Here is an 18,454-nt window from a genome sequence, read left to right as displayed (position 1 = left end):
CCGGCCCGTTCCCACTGACGCGTTCCGCACCCTAGTGCAGCAAATCGAACAACGTACGGGCCACCACCTTGGTGGCACCGCGCAGATCCTCGAGCACCAGGTGTTCGTCGGCCCGCTTGGCGTTCGACTCGAACACCGTGTGCGGCCCGGCGCCATAGATGACGGCCGGGATGCCGCGCTCGCTGTAGAGGCGCACATCGGTGTAGAGCGGGCTGCCCATGGTCGGGATCGGTTCGCCGAAGATGCGTTCGCCGTGGCGCTGCAAGGCGTGCACCAGCGAGGCGTTGCCGGGCAGCGGCTGCAGCGCGCGCGCCAGCAGCAAACGGCGGATCTCGACGCTGATGTCGGGGATCGCCGCGGTGGCGTCGGCGATGACCCGTCGCAGCTCGGTCTCGACCTCGGCCGGGTCTTCTTCCGGGATCATGCGCCGGTCGAGCTTGAACACCACCTTGCCGGGCACGACGTTGGTGTTGGTGCCGCCTTCGATACGTCCGACGTTCAACGAGGGATGTTCGATGCCGCGCACCTGCGACACCACCTGCCGGTAGGCCGCGTTGCGCGCATAGAGCGCAGCCAGCAGCTGCACTGCGGCCTGCAATGCGTCGACACCGGTGTCCGGTATCGCGGCATGGGCCATGCGGCCGTGCACGGTCACCTCGAGCTGCAGACAACCGTTGTGCGCCGTGACGATTTCGTAGCTGAAACCCGCCGCGATCAGCAGATCGGGTCGCGTGATGCCGTGGCTCAACAACCAGCCGGGGCCCAGTGCGCCGCCGAACTCTTCGTCGTAGGTGAAATGCAGCTCGACGCCCCCCTGCAGCGGCAGCCCCAACGATTCGAGCGCCCGCACCGCGAAGGTATAGGTGGCGAAGTCGCTCTTGCTGACGGCGGCGGCGCGGCCATAGAGCCGGCCGTCTTCGATCTGCCCGCCATAGGGGTCACGGGTCCAGCCTTCGCCGGGCGGTACCACGTCGCCGTGGGCGTTGAGGGCGATGGTGGGGCCGGCGCCGTAGGGGCGGCGCACCACCAGGTTGATGATCGAGGTGAGCCCGGCCTCGCGCACGCGCTCTTCCGGCACCACATGCTGTTCGGCCTCGAAGCCCATGCGCGCGAGCAACTCGGCGGTGCGCCGCGCATGGGGGGCGTTGTGGCCCGGGGGGGTGTCGGTGGGCACACGCACCACCTCTTGCAGAAAGCGCACCTGCTCGTCGAAATGCGCGTCGACCCAGGCGTCGAGTTGGTCATGTGGCTGCATGCCGGGCCTCCGAGGTGGGGCGGGTGGAGGACACGAGCGCCAGCTGGTCGAGCAGCTGCGCAAGGGCGTCGACGCACAGCTGCGCGTCGTCGTTGGTGATGGTTTCGAGCGGGTTGTGGCTGATGCCGCCGTTGCCGCCCCGCACGAACAGCATCGCCTGCGGCATCCGCTCGTGCAACTTCATCGCGTCGTGGCCGGCACCGCTGGGCAGGCGGTGCACGGGCAAGCCGAGCGCGGCGACGGCCGCCTCCCAGCGTGCCTGCCAGGCCGGGTCGCTCGGGGCCGCCGCGGCCCGCATCACGGTCTCGTGTTGCCAGACAATGCCCCGCCGCTCAAAGATGCGATCGGCCTCGGCGATCACGTCGTCCAGCAGGCGGTCGCGTTGCAGGTCGGTGGGCGCGCGCAGGTCCAGGCTGAAGCGGCAGCGGCCGGGCACGACGTTGATCGAGCCACCGGGCACGTCCCAAACGCCGATGGTGCCGACCGAATCGCCGTCGCGTGCTGCCCGCTGCTCGACATACAGCGCCAGTTCGGCCACCGCCGTTGCGGCGTCGCGGCGGCGGTCCATCGGCGTGGTGCCGGCATGGCTGGCGGTACCGATCGCCTCGCACACCAGGCGCACGCCGCCGTTGATCGAGGTGACCACGCCCAGCGGCAGATCGAGTTCGTTGAGCACCGGGCCCTGCTCGATGTGGACTTCGACAAAACCCAGGTAGTCCTCGGGCTGGCGCTCGAGCTCGGGGACGTCGGCGATGGCGAGGCCCGCGGCCTGCATCGCGGCGTGCATCGTCACACCGCTGGCGTCGACCTGGTTGAGCCATGCGGGGTCGAAGGCACCGACCAGGGCGCCGGAGCCGAGGAAGGTGGCCTTGTAGCGCTGACCTTCCTCCTCGGCGAAGCCGATCACCTCGAGGTCGAACGGTAAACGGCGGCCGGCCCGGCGCAGTGACGCGACGCAGGCCATCGGCACCAGGATGCCGAGGCGACCGTCGTACTTGCCCGCGTTGCGCACCGTGTCGTAGTGCGACCCGGTGAGCAACCGCGGCCCGCGTGTCTCCGTTTCTGCGGTGCCGAAGTACATCCCGACCACGTTGCCGACGGCATCGATGCCCACCTCGTCGAAGCCGCAAGCCCGCATCCACTCGCACAGCTGTGCCGCGCAGGCGCGGTGGGCCCCGGTGAGATAGGTGACGGTCAGCTGCCCGTGCTCGGCATAGCCGGGGTCGCTGTGGACGGCCAGCTGCTCGGCCCAGTCCCACACCTGGTTGCCCTGTTCGGGCACGAAACCGAAACGCTCGTTCAGCCGCAACTCGGCGATGCGGTGGACGTTGCGCAAGCACTCGGCGAACTCGAACTCCACGCTGCCATCGAGCCGGCGTTCGAAGGTGGAGATGATCTCGCTGCGGCTCAAGCCCGTGCCGCGCGGCCCGCGCACCGCGAGGATGAACGGCCAGCCGAACCTGGTGTTGTAGCCGACGTTGAGCCGCTGCAGTGTGCCGAACTCGGCCGGGCTGCAGTGGCCGAGGCCGGCACGCGCCTGCTCGTCGGTCGATTCGGCCGTCAGCTGGCCGGCCACCGCGGCCTTGCCGGCCAGCTCGGGGTGGGCCCGCAGCAGCTGCAGCTGGCGCTCGCGCCCGGCGTCGCGCACTGCCTGCACCAGCGACCGCTTCAGCTGTGCCAGCGTCCTGTACGGCCGCCGTGGCCAGGCCGCCGCGGCCACCCACGGTGAGTGTTCATAGATGCCGTCGAGCAACGCGACGAAGCCGGCTTCGTCGGCGGCGTTGAGCTGGGCGAGCGAGAGCGTTGTGGTCGTCATCAGGCCCTCCAGACGAAGGCGGTGGCGGGGTCGTAGGGGTGCGTCTGGCGCCAATGGCGGGCGATGTCGATGCGCCGTGTGACCCAGACCCTGTCGTGCGACTCGACGTGATCGAGAAACTTCAGCAGCGCCTTGAAGCGGCCCGGCCGACCGAGCAGGCGACAGTGCATGCCGATCGACATCATCTTGGGTGCCTCGTCGCCTTCGGCGTACAGCACGTCGAAGCTGTCGCGCAGATAGGTGTAGAAGTCGTCGCCATGGGCATAACCTTGCGGCAGCGAAAACCGCATGTCGTTGGCATCGAGGGTATAGGGCACGACCAGGTGCGGGGCCAGCGTACCGTCCCGCGTCTGGACCTGCAACCAGAAAGGCAGGTCGTCGCCGTAGTAATCGCTGTCGTACTCGAAGCCGCCGTGTTCGACCACCAGGCGCCGGGTGTTGGGACTGTCGCGGCCGGTGTACCAGCCGAGCGGGCGCTCGCCGGTCAGCTGCTCGAGGACCTCGACCCCGCGCTGCAGGTGCTCGCGCTCGGTGCTTTCGTCGACGTTCTGGTAGTGCACCCAGCGCCAGCCGTGGCACGCGATTTCGTGCCCCAGTTCGACCAGGGCCTGGGTCAGTTCCGGGTGGCGGGCCAGGGCCATCGACACGCCGAACACCGTCAGCGGCAACGCGCGCTTCTCGAACTCTTTGAGGATGCGCCAGACCCCCGCGCGCGAGCCGTATTCGTAGATCGACTCCATGCTGAGGTGGCGCGCCGGATAGGCCGCGGGGTTGAACAGCTCCGACAAGAACTGTTCGCTGCCGGCGTCGCCATGCAGCACCGAGTTCTCGGCGCCTTCTTCGTAGTTCAGCACGAACTGCACGGCGATACGCGCCTGACCCGGCCAGCGGGCATGGGGAGGGTGTTCGCCGTAGCCGATCAGGTCACGCGGGTAAGGGGGCATCGCAGCGGGTGTCATCGGGACCTCATGCTGGTGTGGCTCGGCGGTGGCGCTTGGGCGCAACGGGCTCGAAGGTCGGGTCGATCGGTTCGGCCTGTGGTGCCAGGGCTGCTTGCAGGTCGGGCACACGGGGATCGAGCTGCAGGTTGCGCTCGACGTTGTGCAGATGGTGCTCCATCAAGCGCACGGCCGCGTTGGCGTCGCGGCGTTCGAGGGCGTCGACGACCGCCACATGCTCGTCGAAAGAGTGTTCGGCGGAATGGGCCGATTGGTACATCAGCGAAATCAGCGAGCTGCGCGACAACAAGTCTTGCAGCATCTCGGCCAGCACGTCGTTGCCCAGCAGACGGGCCAGCACCACGTGGAAGTCGGCCAGCAGCCGGGTGCGGCCGGGCACGTCGGTGCGTTGCACCGCGGCCTGCTCGCGCTGCAGATGTTCGCGCAGCCCGCTCACCTGGGCCGGGGTGATGCGGGCTGCGAGCCGACGGATCATCTCGGCCTCGAGCAGCCGACGCACCTCGAACACCTGCCGTGCTTCGGCCACGCTGGGCCGGGCGACGAAAGCGCCGCGCGCCGGCTCCAGCGTCACCAGCCGGTCGCGGCTGAGCTGGTTGAGCGCTTGCCGCACCAGGGTGCGCGAGACCTTGAACACGTCGGCGATCTTCTGCTCGGCCAGCTTGGTGCCGGGCATCAAGCGACGCTCGACGATGGCGGTGGTGATCGACTCGACGATACGTTGCGTGGGGTTGGCCTGCCGCTGCGCCGTGCCGTTGCGGGCCCGCGCCTTGCCGGCGGCGGACGCGGTGCTGCTGCGTGCGGGACGGTCGGAACGGGCCGGCATGAGAGTAGGCGTGGGGTCCGCGTGACGGTTGCGTTGTCCGGCAAACTGTATACACTTTTCCAACACGCGCAACCCGTTCTGCGGCGCTGGCATGGCCCGGCCATGGCGCGCCGGTGAACACCTTCAAGGCGGTGCCATGGGCAAGCTGACGACGCATGTACTCGACACGATGAACGGCTGCGCCGCGGCCGGCATGGCGGTGACGCTGGTCCGCGTCGGGAACGCCCAGGCGAGTCCTGTCCAAGCCTTGCAGCTGAATGCGGACGGCCGCGCCGATGGGCCCTTGCTGGAAGGCGACGGCTTGCAGGTGGGGCGCTATCGGCTGGTGTTCGCGGTGGCGGCGTATTTCCGCAGCCGGGGCGTGCCGTTGCCCGAGCCGGCGTTCCTCGACGAGGTGGCGGTGGAGTTCGGCGTCGCCGATGCGGCGCAGCACTACCATGTGCCGCTGCTCGTCAGCCCCTGGGCCTATTCGACCTACCGGGGCAGTTGAGCTGTATACAGCTGACACGTCGCCGCGGTGCCCGCCGATGCAGCGGTCGCGACGCCAGTGCCTTACAGAGCCCGCCGTGGTAAGGCCGATGGGGTGCGCTTCGCCCGAAGCGCGCCCTCAACCGACGTGAACGCATGGACACCGCCTACCTGCTCGACTGGGCCAACCTCCTGCTGCGCTGGGCCCACGTGGTCACCGCGATCGCCTGGGTCGGCTCATCCTTCTATTTCGTCTTTCTCGACAACAGCCTGACCCGGCCGACCGACCCCGACCTGCGCGAGAAGGGCGTCGATGGCGAGTTGTGGGCGGTGCATGGCGGCGGCTTCTACCACCCCCAGAAGTATTTGGTGGCGCCGCCGCGCTTGCCCGAGCACCTGCACTGGTTCTACTGGGAGAGCTATTCGACCTGGCTGACCGGCTTCGGCCTGTTCACGGTGCTGTATCTGTTCAATGCCGGTACCTTTCTGGTCGACAAGAGCGTGCACGACTGGAGCCCGGCGGCGGCCGTGGTGGCCGCGCTGGCGTTTCTGCTCGTCTTTTGGTGGGTGTACGACGCGGTGTGCCGTGTGTTCGGGCAGCGCAAGCGGGGGGACCTGCTGGTGGGGGTGTTGGTGGCGGCCGTGGTGGTGGGGGCCTCCTGGCTGGCCTGCCAGTGGTTCCCGGGGCGCGCGGCGTTTCTGCTGGTCGGCGCGATGATGGCGACCGCGATGAGCGCGAACGTGCTGTTCTGGATCATTCCCGGCCAGCGCAAGGTGGTGGCCCAGCTGCGCGCCGGCGAGCCGGTCGACCCGGTGCACGGCAAGCGTGGCAAGCAGCGCAGCGTGCACAACACCTATTTCACGCTGCCGGTGCTGTTTGCGATGCTCAGCAACCACTATGGCTACCTGTACGGCCATGTGCACAACTGGGGGGTGCTGGTGCTCGTGATGGCGGCCGGTGCGCTGGTGCGGCATTCGTTCGTCGCGCGTCACAAGGCGCGTGTGGCCGGGCACCGGGCGCCCTGGCATTACGCGGTGACGGGCGTGCTGCTGTTGGTCGCGGTGGCGGTGTGGACCGCGCCGCCACGTCCCGCCGCCGTCTCGTCAACGTCGGCCTCGGCGGCACCCACCCTCGCCCAGGTGCGCACCGTGGTCGAGCAGCGTTGTGTGGCTTGCCACAACGCACAGTTGCAGAACAAGAACGTCGCGCTGCACAGCGACGAGTTGCTGGGCCGCCATGCGGCCGCCGTCTACCAGCAGGCCGTGGTGCAGCGGAGCATGCCGTTGAACAACGCCACCGGCATGACCGAGGACGAACGGGCGCTGATCGCCCGCTGGTTCACGGCCGGCGCGCCGCTGTACTGATGATGCGCGGTTTGGTCAGCCGGTGTTGCGCAGGCCTGCGGCCACGCCGTTGATCGAGATGTGGATGCCGCGCTGCACCCGTTCGCTCACCTCGCCGGCCTGCTTCTGCTGCCGGTAGCGGCGCATCAGTTCCACCTGCAGGTGGTTGAGCGGGTCGAGGTAAGGGAAGCGGTGCTCGATCGAACGTGCCAGCGCCGGGTTGGAGGCCAGCCGGCGTTTTTCGCCGGTGATCAAGGTCAGCGCATCGTGGGTGCGCTGCCACTCGGCCTGGATGCTGGCAAAGATCTTTTTGCCCAGCCGCTTGTCTTCGACCAGCTCGGCATAACGCGTGGCGAGGCCCATGTCGCTCTTGGCCAGCACCATGTCCATGTTGGACAGCAGCGTGCGGAAGAACGGCCATTGTTTGTACATGCGCTGCAACAGCGCCAGGCGTTCTTTCTTTTGCTTGGGGTCGGCCGCCAGGAAGGCCTCGATGGCCGAGCCGAAGCCGAACCAGCCCGGCAGCGCCACGCGGCACTGGCCCCACGAGAAGCCCCAGGGGATGGCACGCAGGTCTTCGATCGCGCGCGTGGCCTTGCGTGAGGCCGGGCGCGAGCCGATGTTCAGCTCGGCGATCTCGCGGATCGGCGTGGCGGCGAAGAAGTAATCGGTAAAGCCGGGGGTCTCGTAGACCAGGTTGCGGTAGGCGGCCATGCTGGCATTCGAGATCTCGTGGGCCGCCTCGAGGAAGGCCTTGGGCGCGCTCTTGGTCGGGTGCAGCAGGGTCGCTTCCAGCGTGGCCGCCACCAGGGTCTCGAGGTTGCGGCGCCCGATCTCGGGGTTGGCGTACTTCGACGCGATCACCTCGCCCTGCTCGGTGAGGCGGATCTGGCCGTTCACGGTCCCCGGGGGTTGCGCCAGGATGGCCTGGTAGCTGGGGCCGCCGCCACGGCCGACGGTGCCGCCGCGGCCATGGAACAAACGCAGCGTGATGCCGTGTTCGTCGCGCAGGCCGTCGAACAGTTCGACCAGTGCGATCTCGGCGCGGTACAGCTCCCAGTTGCTGGTGAAGAAGCCGCCGTCCTTGTTGCTGTCGCTGTAGCCCAGCATGATGTCCTGCTCGGCGCCCGAGCGCTTGACCAGCTCGACGATGCCGGGCAGCGCATAGAACTCGCGCATGATGGGCGCGGCATTGCGCAGGTCGCCGATGGTCTCGAACAGCGGCACGACGATCAGCGCGGCGCTCGCGCCGTCATCCAGCGTGCCGCGCACAAGGCCGGCTTCTTTCTGCAGCAACAGCACTTCGAGCAGGTCGCTGACCGTCTCGGTGTGGCTGATGATGTAGTGCTTGATCGACTGCGGGCCGAAGCGCTCGCGCATTTCGCGCGCCGTCTCGAAGATGGCCAGTTCGCTTTCGGTCAGTTCAGAATAGCTGGCGCCGCGCACCTGCAGCGGGCGGGCGTCGTTGAGCAGCCGCAGCAGCAGGGCGCGCTTGTCGTCTTCGCTCAACTCGGCGTAGCGCGGCTCGACCTTGGCCAGCGCCAGCAGCTCGGTGACCACCGCCTCATGCTTGTCGGAGCTTTGCCGCAGGTCGACGGTGGCGAGATGGAAGCCGAACACCTGCACCGCTCGGATCAGCGGGCACAGCCGGGTGCTGGCCATCGCCGCGCCGTGGTGCGAGACCAGCGACGCTTCGATGGTGCGCAGGTCAGCCAGCAACGCTTCGGCCGAGCCATAGGGGGTGGACGGTGCCACCGCGTGGCGCAGCGCCTCGGTGCCGGTCAGGCGGTGCAGCGTACCGGCCAGGCGCGAGTAGATGCCGGTCAGCGCGCGGCGGTAGGGCTCGTCGAGGCGGTGCACATTGGTGTCGGGCGAGCGCTCGGCCAGTGCCTGCATCTCGGGCGTGACCTGCACCAGCAGCGCCGACACCGACAGCTCGGCACCCAGCTCGTGCACCTCGGTCAGATAGAAGCGCAGTGCGGTCTCGCTCTGTTCGCGCAAGGCCAGTTCCAGCGTGGCCGCGGTCACGTTGGGGTTGCCGTCGCGGTCGCCGCCGATCCAGTTGCCCATGCGGAAGAACGACGGGATGTCGAAGCCGGGCAGGGCGTGCTCGAGCTCGCGATACAGCTTCGGGATCTGGCGCAAGAAGGTGGCGTGGTAGTAGCTGAGTGCGTTCTCGATCTCGTTGGCCACCGTCAGCTTCGAGTAGCGCAGCATGCGGGTCTGCCACAGCTGCGTCACGCGGGCGCGCAGCATGGCTTCGTTTTCGTCGAGTTCACGCTGCGTGTGCAGGTGGTCGCGGCGCTCGATCAGCTCGGCGACGGCGCGTTCGGCGTCCAGGATGGACTTGCGCTGCACTTCGGTCGGGTGGGCCGTGAGCACCGGCGAGATGTAGGCGTGGGCCAGCGTCTTGGCGACGTCGTCGGCGCGCACGTCTTTTTGTGCCAGGCGCTCGAAGGTCATCGCCAGCGAGCCTTCCTGCAAATGGCCCTGGCGTTCGTGGTGCTCGCGGCGGCGCACATGGTGGCGGTCCTCGGCGATGTTGGCCAGGTGCGAGAAATAGCTGAACGCCCGGATCACCGACACGGTCTGGTCGCCGCTCAGATTTTTGAGCACCCGGTCGAGCGACTTGCCCGCCTGCGTGTCGCGCTTGAGCCGATAGGCCACCGACAACTGGCGGATGCGCTCGATCAGCTCGTAAGCCTGCTTGCCTTCCTGCTCGCGGATCACGTCACCGAGAATGCGGCCGAGCAGACGGATGTCTTCGACCAGCGGGCGGTTTTTCTCGGCTGCATCGTCCTCGGCGCGAGCGGCAGCAGCAGCAGTGGCGCTGCGACGCGAGGACGACGGGGCGGGGGAGGCGGCAGGGCGGGCGGCGCGGGGCATGGGTACCTCGGTAAGCGTCGAGTTGGTAACTTTATTACAAGCCCGGGATGGTAGCACCCGTTTCCCCTAGGGCCTGTTCACCGCCATCTGCGGTGTAAACAGGCCCTAGGCCTCGCTGGCGGCGGCTGCTCGGGTAGCATCGCCGATCATGACGACCGACACCACACCGCGCTGGGTGATCGCCACCCGCGAGAGCCGCCTCGCGCTCTGGCAGGCTCACCATGTCCAGGCCCTGCTGCAACAACGTTTCGCCGCCCGGGTCGAGTTGCTCGGCATGACCACCCGTGGCGACCAGATCCTTGACCGTTCGCTCTCGAAAGTGGGCGGCAAGGGCCTGTTCGTGAAGGAACTGGAAACCGCGCTAGAAGAAGGCCGCGCCGACCTGGCGGTGCATTCCCTCAAGGACGTGCCGATGGACCTGCCCGAGGGCTTCGTGCTGGCGGCGGTGCTCGAGCGCGAGGACCCGCGCGATGCCTTCGTGTCGCCGCGCCATGCGAGCCTCGAAGCGTTGCCGCACGGTGCCATCGTCGGCACCTCGAGCCTGCGCCGTGTGGTGCAGCTGCGGGCGCTGCGGCCCGACCTGCGCATCGAGCCCTTGCGCGGCAACCTCGACACGCGGCTGCGCAAGCTCGACGAAGGGCAGTACGAGGCCATCGTGCTCGCCGCGGCCGGGCTCAAGCGGCTCGGCCTGGCCGAGCGTATCCGCCAGGTGTTCGAGGTCGACACGATGATCCCGGCGGCCGGACAAGGCGCGTTGGGCATCGAGGTGAGGACCACCGGGCAGGCCGCGTTGCGCGAGCAGCTGGCGTCGTTGATCGACCGCGACACCTGGCTGGCCACGCTGGCCGAGCGTGCCGTGTCGCGTGCGCTAGGCGGCAGCTGCAGCGTGCCGCTGGCAGCGCACGGCGTGTGGCAGAACGGCCGCCTCGAACTCACCGCGGCCATCGGCGACCCGGCACAGGCCGGCCAGCCGCTGCTGCGCGCGCGTGCGGGTGCTGCGGTCGACAGCCCGGCACAGGCCGAGGCCTTGGGCGTCGAGGCGGCGGGCTTGCTGCGCGAGCAAGGGGCCGAGGCCATCTTGCAGCGGCTCTGACATGAAAGTGCTCGTGACCCGACCGGCGGCACAGGCGCGGCAGTGGGTCGAGCAGTTGCGTGCGCGCGGTGTCGACGCCGTGGCGCTGCCCTTGATCGGCATCACGTCGGCCGACGACGTCGAGGCGGTGCGCGCGGCGTGGCACCAGTTGCATGGCTACCGTGCCGTGGTCTTCGTCAGCCCGAATGCCGCCGAGCATTTTTTCGCTGTCCGCCCCGAGGGGGCGCAGTGGCCCGATACGGTCCTCGCGGCCACCCCGGGCCCGGGCACGGACGGCGCCTTGCAGTCCGCCGGTGTGCCGGCCGCCAACCGCTGCCGCCCGGCCGAGGATGCGCCGCAGTTCGACTCCGAATCGTTGTGGGTCGAACTCGGTCGACACTCTTGGCAAGGCGCTCGCGTGTTGATCGTGCGGGGTGAGGGCGGGCGCAATTGGCTCGCCGACCAGCTCACGTCGGCTGGCGCCGAGGTGCGGTTCCTGTCGGCCTATCGGCGCCGACCGCCGCAACTCGATGCCGAGCAGGAGCGCTTGCTGCACGCCGCGGTGGTGGACGCACCGCAGCAGCACCTCTGGTTCTTCAGCAGCTCCGAAGCCATCGACCATCTTGAAGCGTGTTGCACTGCGCGCGCGCTGCCGACCCGTTGGGCCGACAGCCGGGCGCTCGCGACCCACCCCCGTATCGCAGAGCGTGCGCGGGCCCTTGGCTGCCAAGCGGTGATCGAGGTGCGCCCTGCGCTCGACGCCGTCGTAGCCGGCATCGACCGCTCTATACAATCCTTCGCACTGTGAGCGACACCTCCTCCGTCAATCCGAATACCGCCGCCGGCGATCCTGTCGCCCCCGCGCCCCCCACCCCCGTCAGCCCGCCACCCCACCAAAGCGGCGGCCGCGGCCTCGTCTGGACCGCGGCCGCGGGCTTGCTGCTGCTGTGCGGCGCCAGCCTGGTGCTGGCCTACCAGGCGCAGCAGCGTGTGCAGAGCCTCGAACAAGACCTGGTGCGGCGCCAGCAAGACAGCCAGGACCAGTCCACCGAAGCGCGTGCGCTTGCCCGGCAGGCTCAGGACATCTCGCGCGACGCGAGCGCCAAGGTGGCGCTGGTCGAGGCGAGGCTGGCCGAAGTGGCCCTGCAGCGCGGCCAGCTCGAAGAGCTGATGCAGTCGTTGTCGCGCTCGCGTGACGAGAACCTGGTGGTCGACATCGACGCCGGCTTGCGACTGGCCGTGCAGCAAGCCGTCATCACCGGCAGCGCAGAACCTCTGGTGGTCGCCTTGCGTTCTGCCGACGAGCGTTTGCAGCGTGTCAACCAGCCGCGCCTCGAAGGTGTGCGCCGTGCGATTGCGCGCGACCTCGAGCGTGTGCGCTCGGTCGGCGTGGCCGACGTGTCGGCACTGGTGATCAAGCTCGACGAGGCGGCCCGCCTGGTGGATGAAGTGCCTCTGCTCGCCTCGGTGGGCGAGGGCGCCGAAGCCGCCGCAGGGCCGACCAAAACGGCGGGCCCTGGCACGCCGGGGTCGAAAGCGAACGGAGGAGCGCGTGGCCACGGCGTCGTCAACGGCGTGGTGCCGCCGGCCCGCGAGCCCGACGTGATCCCCTGGTGGCAGCGCGCGGCCCACAAGGCCTGGAACGAGGTGCGCACGCTGGTGCGGGTGAGCCGTATCGACCGCCCCGAAGCGATGCTGATCGCGCCTGAAGAAACCTTCTTCTTGCGGGAGAACCTCAAGCTGCGCTTGCTGAATGCGCGCCTGGCGCTGCTGAGCCGCCAGTTCGAGACGGTGCAGTCGGACCTGCACAGCGCGCAGGAAGCGCTGGATCGCTATTTCGAGCGCGGCTCGCGCCGCTGGGTGCTGCTGAACGAACTGGTGCGTCAGGTCATGGCGCAGGCAGTGCACTCCAGCGTGCCTCGGCCCGACGACAGCTTCACCGCGCTGGCGGCTGCAGCTGCAGGTCGTTGAGCGAGCCCGTCTATGCGCACGATCATCTGGATCATCCTGCTGTTCGCCGCTGCGGTGGTGTCTGCCACCTTTCTCGGCACCAACGATGCATTGGTGACGTTGTTCTGGCCGCCGTGGCGGCTCGACGTGTCGTTCAACCTGTTCATCGTCGTGCTGCTGTTGACGGTGGCGACCGTCTATGTGTCGCTGCAGGGCTTGAACGCGCTGGTGGGCCTGCCGAAGCGGGCCCGCGAGTGGCGCGTGGCCAAGCGCGACCGGTCGGCCCAGGAGGCCTTGCGCGAGTCGCTGGCCCTGTTCTTCGGCGCGCGCTACACGCGCGCCCACAAGGCCGCGCAGCGCGCGATGACCATCCAGTCCGAGACGCCCGAGCTGGGGAGCGACCCCGAGTTCGCGATGCTGGCCCATCTGTTGGCGGCCGGCAGCATGCACCGCTTGCAAGACCGCGCGCGGCGCGACGAACATCTGCTGCAGGCGCTGGTGGCGTCGCGCACGCAAGGCGCGACACGCGCTGCCGAAGAGGGCGCGCGTTTGCTTGCCGCCGAATGGGCGCTGGAAGACCGCGACGCCGACCGGGCCCTCGACCTGATCGGTGAACTGTCGCCCGGTGTGGCGCGCCGCACGCAGGCCTTGCGCCTGAAACTGCAGGCCGCCCGACTGGCGCGCCGGCCGCTCGATGCGCTCAAGACGGCGCGCTTGCTCGCCAAGCACCAGGGCTTCTCGCAGTCGGCCGCGGCCGGTTTGCTGCGTTCGCTGGCGATCGAGGCGCTCGACTCGGCGCGCGACGCCGACCAGTTGCGCCGCGTGTGGCAACAGCTGGACGTGAGCGACCGACGTGATCCTTATGTGGCCGCCCATGCGGCTCGGGCGATGTCGGGCATGGGGTACCACGAAGACGCACGTTTGTGGCTCAAGCCGTTCTGGGAGCAGGTGACCACGGTGGGCGGCGAAGAGCGCGCCGAATTGGGCGAGGCGCTGGTGACCGCAATGTCCGGCCTCGGCCCTGACTGGTTGCCACGCCTCGAAGCGGCCGCGCAGGCCGAACCGCGTGACCCGTTCCTGGCCTACACGCTGGGCCGCGCGCTTGGTGAGTTGCAGCTGTGGGGCAAGGCCAAGCAGCAGCTCGAGCGCTGCGCCGACCACACCGGCCTGCCGGCGGCCCAACGCCGCGCGGCATGGCGGCAGCTGGCGCAGCTGGCCGAGCGCGAAGGCGACGAGGCGCGCATGCACCGGTGTTACCGGCGTGCCGCAGAATTGGAGTGACAACCTAGAAAAAGTAGTGCTATACTAGCGTTCTTCGCGGCTGTAGCTCAGTTGGATAGAGTACTTGGCTACGAACCAAGGGGTCGTGGGTTCGAATCCTGCCAGCCGCACCAGAATTTAGGTTCTAGAGAACGCCTCAGATGCTTCGGTATCTGAGGCGTTTTTCTTTTGGGCGGCTGCTGCGTGACTTTCACGGGTGGCCTACCCGTTGACCGCCACGCAGCAGCGTGGTCCGGTCGCGCGTCTTGCCTACCTTGTTCGCGAGGTCGACCCGCTTGGCGGTCGTGGCAGTCGCGCCACTGGCTACCCGTTACCGCTCATTTGCGATACCCCGCTTGTTCGCGAAAAACCGGAACGTGCGGTAGGAGCAAACCGTCCAAATGGGAACCATGACAAGCGCCCACTTGACGACGAGGTCACTGGGCACTAGCAAAGTGAGTATGAAGGGGACGATCAGAACCCCGTGGCCAGCAGCGCCACCCGCTGGTGCAAGGCAGATACCCAGCACGACGGGCATGACGTACATAATCGGCTTTTGAGCGTTGAACCAACGCGCAATCAACATGGAAACGGCGGTACCGATCCAAAAAAGAATCACGCTGGCGATGAAATAGGCGCTCAGCAGCGGCAATAACAAAAACACCCCTCGTCCCTCGCTCATATTCGTTCAACAGCCGCCCCGGCCGCTGGCCACTCTTGACGGAGGCTCGGCGACTGACGCCTTTGTGCGCGGCAGTGTAGCCGGCATCGGTGCTGTTCTGGCTCTTTGGGCAGCGGCCCTCCGTTCCTTTCATGCTCCGTGAGACTTATTCAACACAGAGCGTCACGTTTGGGAATGCATTACGCACTGCCCGCCGATGATTGATTCATTGGCTAGTGAGGCCGACTCCATAAGGAATATGCCGCGGTAATTCACGCTTCGCTTCGGCAAGCCCCGATAGCGGATTGAGAATTCTTTCGTCCGCCGTCATAGCCGAGCCCTTGGCACCAAGAGTTGAGTGGACGGAGTCAGCAGCGGCGTGACATGTCCTCACGGCCAGGAGCATCTGGAAAGAAATGCGCTTCCTTGCGAGGACACAGGGCTCAGCGTACCCGCAGCGTCGTCAGCATGTCGCGCAGGACGATGTGCTCGATCACCCGCAACAGCCTCGACTCGCCGGCCGCCTGCAAGGCTGCGTCCGGGTGCCGGTCGCGGATGTCGTGCACTTCCGCCGCGAGCGCTTGCAACATCGCAGGCAGTTGAGCGAGGAGGTGGATCTGCCGGCGACCGAAGGAGCCCACGCGCAGTTCGTCTGCGGCCCACTCCACCGCCTCGCACGTGACTTGATCGAAGCTGCGGGCGATGGCCAGCGGATACGGCAGGGCCGTCTGCGACCAGCTGGCGTTCTGTCTTTCTGCGAACAGCGGCGTGCGGTACGCGCAGGTGGAGAGCAAATCGTAGTGGGGCGCCACATCGATGCCCTCGTGGGACACGAGGAAGGAGAGGTTCTTCAAATGGCAGTCGTCATTGCCGATGGCCAGGTTGAACAAGAGCCAGCGGAACAGCGCCTGTCGGGTGGCGATGCGATGGCGAGTGAGGCTCACGATGTCGTTGAGCGCCGTGACGGACTGGCCGGTGTACTTGAACGTGCGCGCCTTGTTCAACAATTGGCAGGCGTCGATGATGTGACGCCGCTGCACGCCGCCTGGACCCACCACACGGTCGAAGCGCTCGACCAAGTAGATGGCCTCGGGCACGTATCGCAGGTGAACGGTGGGAACCTTCAAGCCGAAGGCGCGCGCCAGGCGCATCGTCACGAACTCGTTGACAGCCGAGGCCGCATAGTCGGCAGACGGGTGGTTCGGCTTGAGGATGTGGGTCGACGGTGTGGCGCCAATCGGCTCGAACAGCTGGCCATCCTGCAGCACCACGGGTAGCTTGTGCTGTGCGCCTGCGATTGACATCCGCTTGGGTGCCTCGGCCGTCAACGTGGACCGCGGCAACCGCGCGATGCGGCGGGAGAGTTCGGCATCCGGCAAGGCCTGCAGGCCGGTCTGTGGCGGCAGCGGTTGTCCGGGTGGCAGCAACGTCAGGGAGCCGGCCGACTCGGCGCCCAGGTACTCGAGCAGTGCGAACGCGTCGTCGCCGCGGATCTTCGCCTCAGACGAGATCGCCTCGCGCAGGCCTTCTTCGGGCAGCAGGTTGTCGAAGTACCACTGCACGGGCCGCAGCGTTGCCCCGTCCGCATGCGCCGTCTGTTGGCGCGACAGCGCTGGCGACAAGTCGAAGCTCGTGGGGTGAGACGCCCACTCGCGGTCGTACTCGAAAGCCCAGAGGTCGTTGTGTTCCTGAAGCAGGCCGACCCGGCGATCGTTCAGATAAACGACCAGGGCGCGGCTCACCGATCCTGGTCCTTAGGGGCCGTGGCGAAGGCGGTCGGGGTTCGACCTCGGCGCTTCTGATGCTTGCCGCCTTGCGCGACAAAGCGGGCCTGCACTTCCTCCAGGGTGGCTTTCACACTGTCGGCCACCTCGACCTCCAGCCGTCCACCCAGTTCCTCCAGCAGTTTCATCAGCAGGCCGACCTGGGCGGTCGGCTTGCCACCCTCCACGTCGGTCGCGAACTGCTTGCTGACCCCCACCGTGGCCGCCAAATCATCCTGGCGTATGCCGGCGGATTTGCGCAGGGCGCGGATGACGACGCCCAGATCGGCAGGGTTGTGTATGGGAACGCGCATGAGTTACCTACTGTGGCAGGTATCGTAGCGCGAATTCTGCGTCGCTGATGCGAATACCTGCAAGCGTAGGTCGTTCGACGGCAAGCGACAGGTGGAGTGCCCGCGGTCCTACGTCCGCAGACAAGTTTGGGGCTTCCGGCCTTCCTTCATCCCGGGGGTAGCGGCGTCATTTCAAGCGTAAGACCGGCCAGCACCAGCCCCGGAAGGCAGGCGCTCAACCCGGCCACCGCCTCAACCGCGGATCAAATGATCAAACGCGCTCAGCGCCGCCTTCGCCCCATCCCCGGCGGCGATGACGATCTGCTTGTATGGCACCGTCGTCGCGTCACCCGCCGCGAACACCCCCGGCACCGAGGTCTGGCCCTTCGCATCGACCACGATCTCGCCGAAGCGCGACAGCTCTATCGTTCCCTTCAGCCATTCGGTGTTCGGCACCAACCCGATCTGCACGAACACGCCGGCCAGCGGCACCTGGCGCAACTCCTCGGTCGCCCGGTCCTTGAACGTCAGGCCCGTGACCTTGCTGCCGTCGCCATTGATCTCGGTGGTCTGCGCGTTGGTGTGCACCGTCACGTTGGGCAGGCTGTGCAGCTTCTTCACCAGCACCGCGTCGGCCTTCAACTGGTCGGCGAACTCGATCAGCGTCACGTGTTCGACGATGCCGGCCAGATCGATCGCGGCTTCCACACCCGAGTTGCCGCCGCCGATCACGGCCACCTTCTTGCCCTTGAACAGCGGGCCGTCGCAATGGGGGCAGTAGGCCACGCCCTTGTTGCGGTACTCCTGCTCGCCGGGCACGTTGACATTACGCCACCGCGCGCCGGTCGACAGGATCACGGTGCGGCCGCGCACGACACCGCCGTTGGCCAGTTGCACCTGGATCAGCTCGCCCGGCTGCGACGGCGGAATCAACTTCTCGCCGCGCTGCAGATTCATGATCTCGACACCATAGGCACTCGCGTGCGATTCGAGCGCCTGCGCAAACTTCGGCCCGTCGGTGGCCAGCACCGAGATGTAGTTCTCGATGCCCAGCGTGTCCATCACCTGGCCGCCGAAGCGCTCCGCCACCACGCCGGTGCGGATGCCTTTGCGTGCTGCATATACCGAGGCCGCCGCGCCAGCCGGCCCGCCGCCGACGATCAGCACGTCATACGGCGCCTTGGCCGACAGGGCTGCGGCGTCGCGGGCCGCACGGTTCGTGTCGAGCTTGGAGACGATCTCGTCGAGGTCCATCCGGCCCTGGCCGAATGGCTGCCCGTTCAGGAAGATCATCGGCACCGCCATGATCTCGCGGCGCTCGACCTCCTCACGGAACAGCGCGCCATCGACGGTCACGACGTGCACGTTCGGGTTGAGCACGGCCATCAGGTTCAACGCCTGCACCACGTCCGGGCAGTTGTGGCAGGTCAGCGACATGAAAACCTCGAAGCGGAAGTCGCCCTGCAGGCCCTGCACCTGGCTGATCAGCTCCTCGCTCACCTTGGGCGGGTGGCCGCCGACTTGCAGCAGCGCGAGCACCAGCGAGGTGAACTCGTGGCCCATCGGGATGGCGGCAAAGCGCAGGTCCATCGCGGTGCCGGCACGTTGCAGGCTGAACGAGGGGCGTCGCACGTCTTTTCGGTCGTCGTCGAGCTTCAGCGTGATCTTGTCGGACAGCGACTCGATGTCACGCAGCAGACCCTGCATCTCCTGCGAGGCGGGCGTCTCGTCCAGCGCCGCCACGATCTCGATCGGCTGGGTCACGCGCTCCAGGTAAGACTTCAACTGGGCTTTCAGGCTGTCGTCGAGCATGGAATACACCTCTCAGGAAGGGTCCAGAAAAAGAAAGGCCGCCCCGCCTCGAAGAGGGGCGGCCGAAGCCGTCGTCTTGCCGACGGCCAGGG

Annotated in this window: 15 protein-coding genes and 1 tRNA gene; 7 read left to right on the top strand and 9 right to left on the bottom strand. The window is 67.6% G+C overall.

What is annotated here, in order from left to right:
- Positions 1-31 precede the first annotated feature (31 nt).
- The 4 genes from AAW51_RS22015 to AAW51_RS22000 are packed head-to-tail and all read right to left on the bottom strand — an operon-like array spanning position 32 to position 4,853.
- On the bottom strand, positions 32-1,255 hold the full coding sequence (locus AAW51_RS22015) for a M20 family metallopeptidase (RefSeq protein ID WP_047196316.1): 1,224 nt from the start codon (positions 1,253-1,255) through the stop codon (positions 32-34).
- Positions 1,242-3,071 (bottom strand): 2-oxo-4-hydroxy-4-carboxy-5-ureidoimidazoline decarboxylase, encoded by a 1,830-nt coding sequence (gene uraD / locus AAW51_RS22010; protein ID WP_047196315.1) that lies wholly within the window; start codon positions 3,069-3,071, stop codon positions 1,242-1,244. Before uraD ends, AAW51_RS22015 begins: the two co-directional genes overlap by 14 nt.
- Positions 3,071-4,030, bottom strand: a complete 960-nt coding sequence (gene puuE / locus AAW51_RS22005) for an allantoinase PuuE (protein WP_047196314.1) — start codon at positions 4,028-4,030, stop codon at positions 3,071-3,073. The genes uraD and puuE overlap by 1 nt, the downstream gene beginning before the upstream one ends.
- Before the next feature lie 7 nt (positions 4,031-4,037).
- Positions 4,038-4,853: a GntR family transcriptional regulator gene (locus AAW51_RS22000; protein WP_053013845.1), complete on the bottom strand. Its 816-nt coding sequence runs from the start codon at positions 4,851-4,853 to the stop codon at positions 4,038-4,040.
- A 136-nt stretch (positions 4,854-4,989) separates the two neighbouring features.
- On the opposite strand from AAW51_RS22000, the gene uraH reads away from it, so the two are divergent.
- Positions 4,990-5,343 (top strand): hydroxyisourate hydrolase, encoded by a 354-nt coding sequence (gene uraH, locus AAW51_RS21995; protein WP_047196313.1) that lies wholly within the window; start codon positions 4,990-4,992, stop codon positions 5,341-5,343.
- A gap of 134 nt (positions 5,344-5,477) precedes the next feature.
- Positions 5,478-6,686 (top strand): urate hydroxylase PuuD, encoded by a 1,209-nt coding sequence (locus AAW51_RS21990; protein WP_047196312.1) that lies wholly within the window; start codon positions 5,478-5,480, stop codon positions 6,684-6,686.
- A gap of 15 nt (positions 6,687-6,701) precedes the next feature.
- Here AAW51_RS21990 and ppc read toward each other — a convergent pair whose 3' ends face one another.
- Positions 6,702-9,551 carry a phosphoenolpyruvate carboxylase gene (gene ppc, locus AAW51_RS21985; RefSeq protein ID WP_083438505.1) on the bottom strand — a complete coding sequence of 950 codons (2,850 nt, stop codon included), beginning with the start codon at positions 9,549-9,551 and terminating at the stop codon, positions 6,702-6,704.
- 148 nt (positions 9,552-9,699) lie between these two features.
- Between ppc and hemC the strand changes: the two genes are divergently transcribed.
- The 5 genes from hemC (at position 9,700) to AAW51_RS21960 (ending at position 13,967) form a co-directional block, all read left to right on the top strand.
- Positions 9,700-10,644 (top strand): hydroxymethylbilane synthase, encoded by a 945-nt coding sequence (gene hemC / locus AAW51_RS21980; protein WP_047196311.1) that lies wholly within the window; start codon positions 9,700-9,702, stop codon positions 10,642-10,644.
- Between the two features lies 1 nt (position 10,645).
- Positions 10,646-11,431, top strand: a complete 786-nt coding sequence (locus tag AAW51_RS21975; RefSeq protein WP_047196310.1) for a uroporphyrinogen-III synthase — start codon at positions 10,646-10,648, stop codon at positions 11,429-11,431.
- Complete coding sequence (locus tag AAW51_RS21970) at positions 11,428-12,594, top strand: uroporphyrinogen-III C-methyltransferase (RefSeq protein WP_047196309.1); 1,167 nt, start codon at positions 11,428-11,430, stop codon at positions 12,592-12,594. Before AAW51_RS21975 ends, AAW51_RS21970 begins: the two co-directional genes overlap by 4 nt.
- A 12-nt stretch (positions 12,595-12,606) precedes the next feature.
- On the top strand, positions 12,607-13,854 hold the full coding sequence (locus AAW51_RS21965) for a heme biosynthesis HemY N-terminal domain-containing protein (protein ID WP_047196308.1): 1,248 nt from the start codon (positions 12,607-12,609) through the stop codon (positions 13,852-13,854).
- A gap of 36 nt (positions 13,855-13,890) precedes the next feature.
- Positions 13,891-13,967, top strand: a tRNA-Arg gene (locus tag AAW51_RS21960).
- A 197-nt stretch (positions 13,968-14,164) separates the two neighbouring features.
- Here the strand turns inward: AAW51_RS21960 and AAW51_RS21955 are convergent.
- From AAW51_RS21955 to ahpF, 4 genes are all read right to left on the bottom strand, one after another.
- On the bottom strand, positions 14,165-14,515 hold the full coding sequence (locus AAW51_RS21955) for a hypothetical protein (protein WP_047196307.1): 351 nt from the start codon (positions 14,513-14,515) through the stop codon (positions 14,165-14,167).
- 422 nt (positions 14,516-14,937) lie between these two features.
- The gene (locus AAW51_RS21950; protein ID WP_047196306.1) at positions 14,938-16,236 is read right to left on the bottom strand and encodes a HipA domain-containing protein; all 1,299 of its coding nucleotides are present in this window, start codon (positions 16,234-16,236) and stop codon (positions 14,938-14,940) included.
- Positions 16,233-16,571 carry a helix-turn-helix domain-containing protein gene (locus AAW51_RS28495; RefSeq protein WP_053013843.1) on the bottom strand — a complete coding sequence of 113 codons (339 nt, stop codon included), beginning with the start codon at positions 16,569-16,571 and terminating at the stop codon, positions 16,233-16,235. Before AAW51_RS28495 ends, AAW51_RS21950 begins: the two co-directional genes overlap by 4 nt.
- A gap of 231 nt (positions 16,572-16,802) precedes the next feature.
- Positions 16,803-18,362, bottom strand: coding sequence for an alkyl hydroperoxide reductase subunit F (ahpF, locus tag AAW51_RS21940; protein WP_047196305.1), 1,560 nt, complete (start codon positions 18,360-18,362; stop codon positions 16,803-16,805).
- Positions 18,363-18,454 lie beyond the last annotated feature (92 nt).

Origin of the sequence: Caldimonas brevitalea (genome assembly GCF_001017435.1) — a bacterium.
GTDB lineage: Bacteria > Pseudomonadota > Gammaproteobacteria > Burkholderiales > Burkholderiaceae_C > Caldimonas > Caldimonas brevitalea.
This window is presented reverse-complemented; position numbering and strand designations above follow the sequence as displayed.

What these genes read in the sequence shown, in the direction of transcription:
- AAW51_RS22015 (WP_047196316.1), bottom strand. Translation starts at nt 1,255, where the DNA reads ATGCAGCCACATGACCAACTCGACGCCTGGGTCGACGCGCATTTCGAC.
- uraD (WP_047196315.1), bottom strand. Translation starts at nt 3,071, where the DNA reads ATGACGACCACAACGCTCTCGCTCGCCCAGCTCAACGCCGCCGACGAA.
- puuE (WP_047196314.1), bottom strand. Translation starts at nt 4,030, where the DNA reads ATGACACCCGCTGCGATGCCCCCTTACCCGCGTGACCTGATCGGCTAC.
- AAW51_RS22000 (WP_053013845.1), bottom strand. Translation starts at nt 4,853, where the DNA reads ATGCCGGCCCGTTCCGACCGTCCCGCACGCAGCAGCACCGCGTCCGCC.
- uraH (WP_047196313.1), top strand. Translation starts at nt 4,990, where the DNA reads ATGGGCAAGCTGACGACGCATGTACTCGACACGATGAACGGCTGCGCC.
- AAW51_RS21990 (WP_047196312.1), top strand. Translation starts at nt 5,478, where the DNA reads ATGGACACCGCCTACCTGCTCGACTGGGCCAACCTCCTGCTGCGCTGG.
- ppc (WP_083438505.1), bottom strand. Translation starts at nt 9,551, where the DNA reads ATGCCCCGCGCCGCCCGCCCTGCCGCCTCCCCCGCCCCGTCGTCCTCG.
- hemC (WP_047196311.1), top strand. Translation starts at nt 9,700, where the DNA reads ATGACGACCGACACCACACCGCGCTGGGTGATCGCCACCCGCGAGAGC.
- AAW51_RS21975 (WP_047196310.1), top strand. Translation starts at nt 10,646, where the DNA reads ATGAAAGTGCTCGTGACCCGACCGGCGGCACAGGCGCGGCAGTGGGTC.
- AAW51_RS21965 (WP_047196308.1), top strand. Translation starts at nt 12,607, where the DNA reads ATGCGCACGATCATCTGGATCATCCTGCTGTTCGCCGCTGCGGTGGTG.
- AAW51_RS21955 (WP_047196307.1), bottom strand. Translation starts at nt 14,515, where the DNA reads ATGAGCGAGGGACGAGGGGTGTTTTTGTTATTGCCGCTGCTGAGCGCC.
- AAW51_RS28495 (WP_053013843.1), bottom strand. Translation starts at nt 16,571, where the DNA reads ATGCGCGTTCCCATACACAACCCTGCCGATCTGGGCGTCGTCATCCGC.
- ahpF (WP_047196305.1), bottom strand. Translation starts at nt 18,362, where the DNA reads ATGCTCGACGACAGCCTGAAAGCCCAGTTGAAGTCTTACCTGGAGCGC.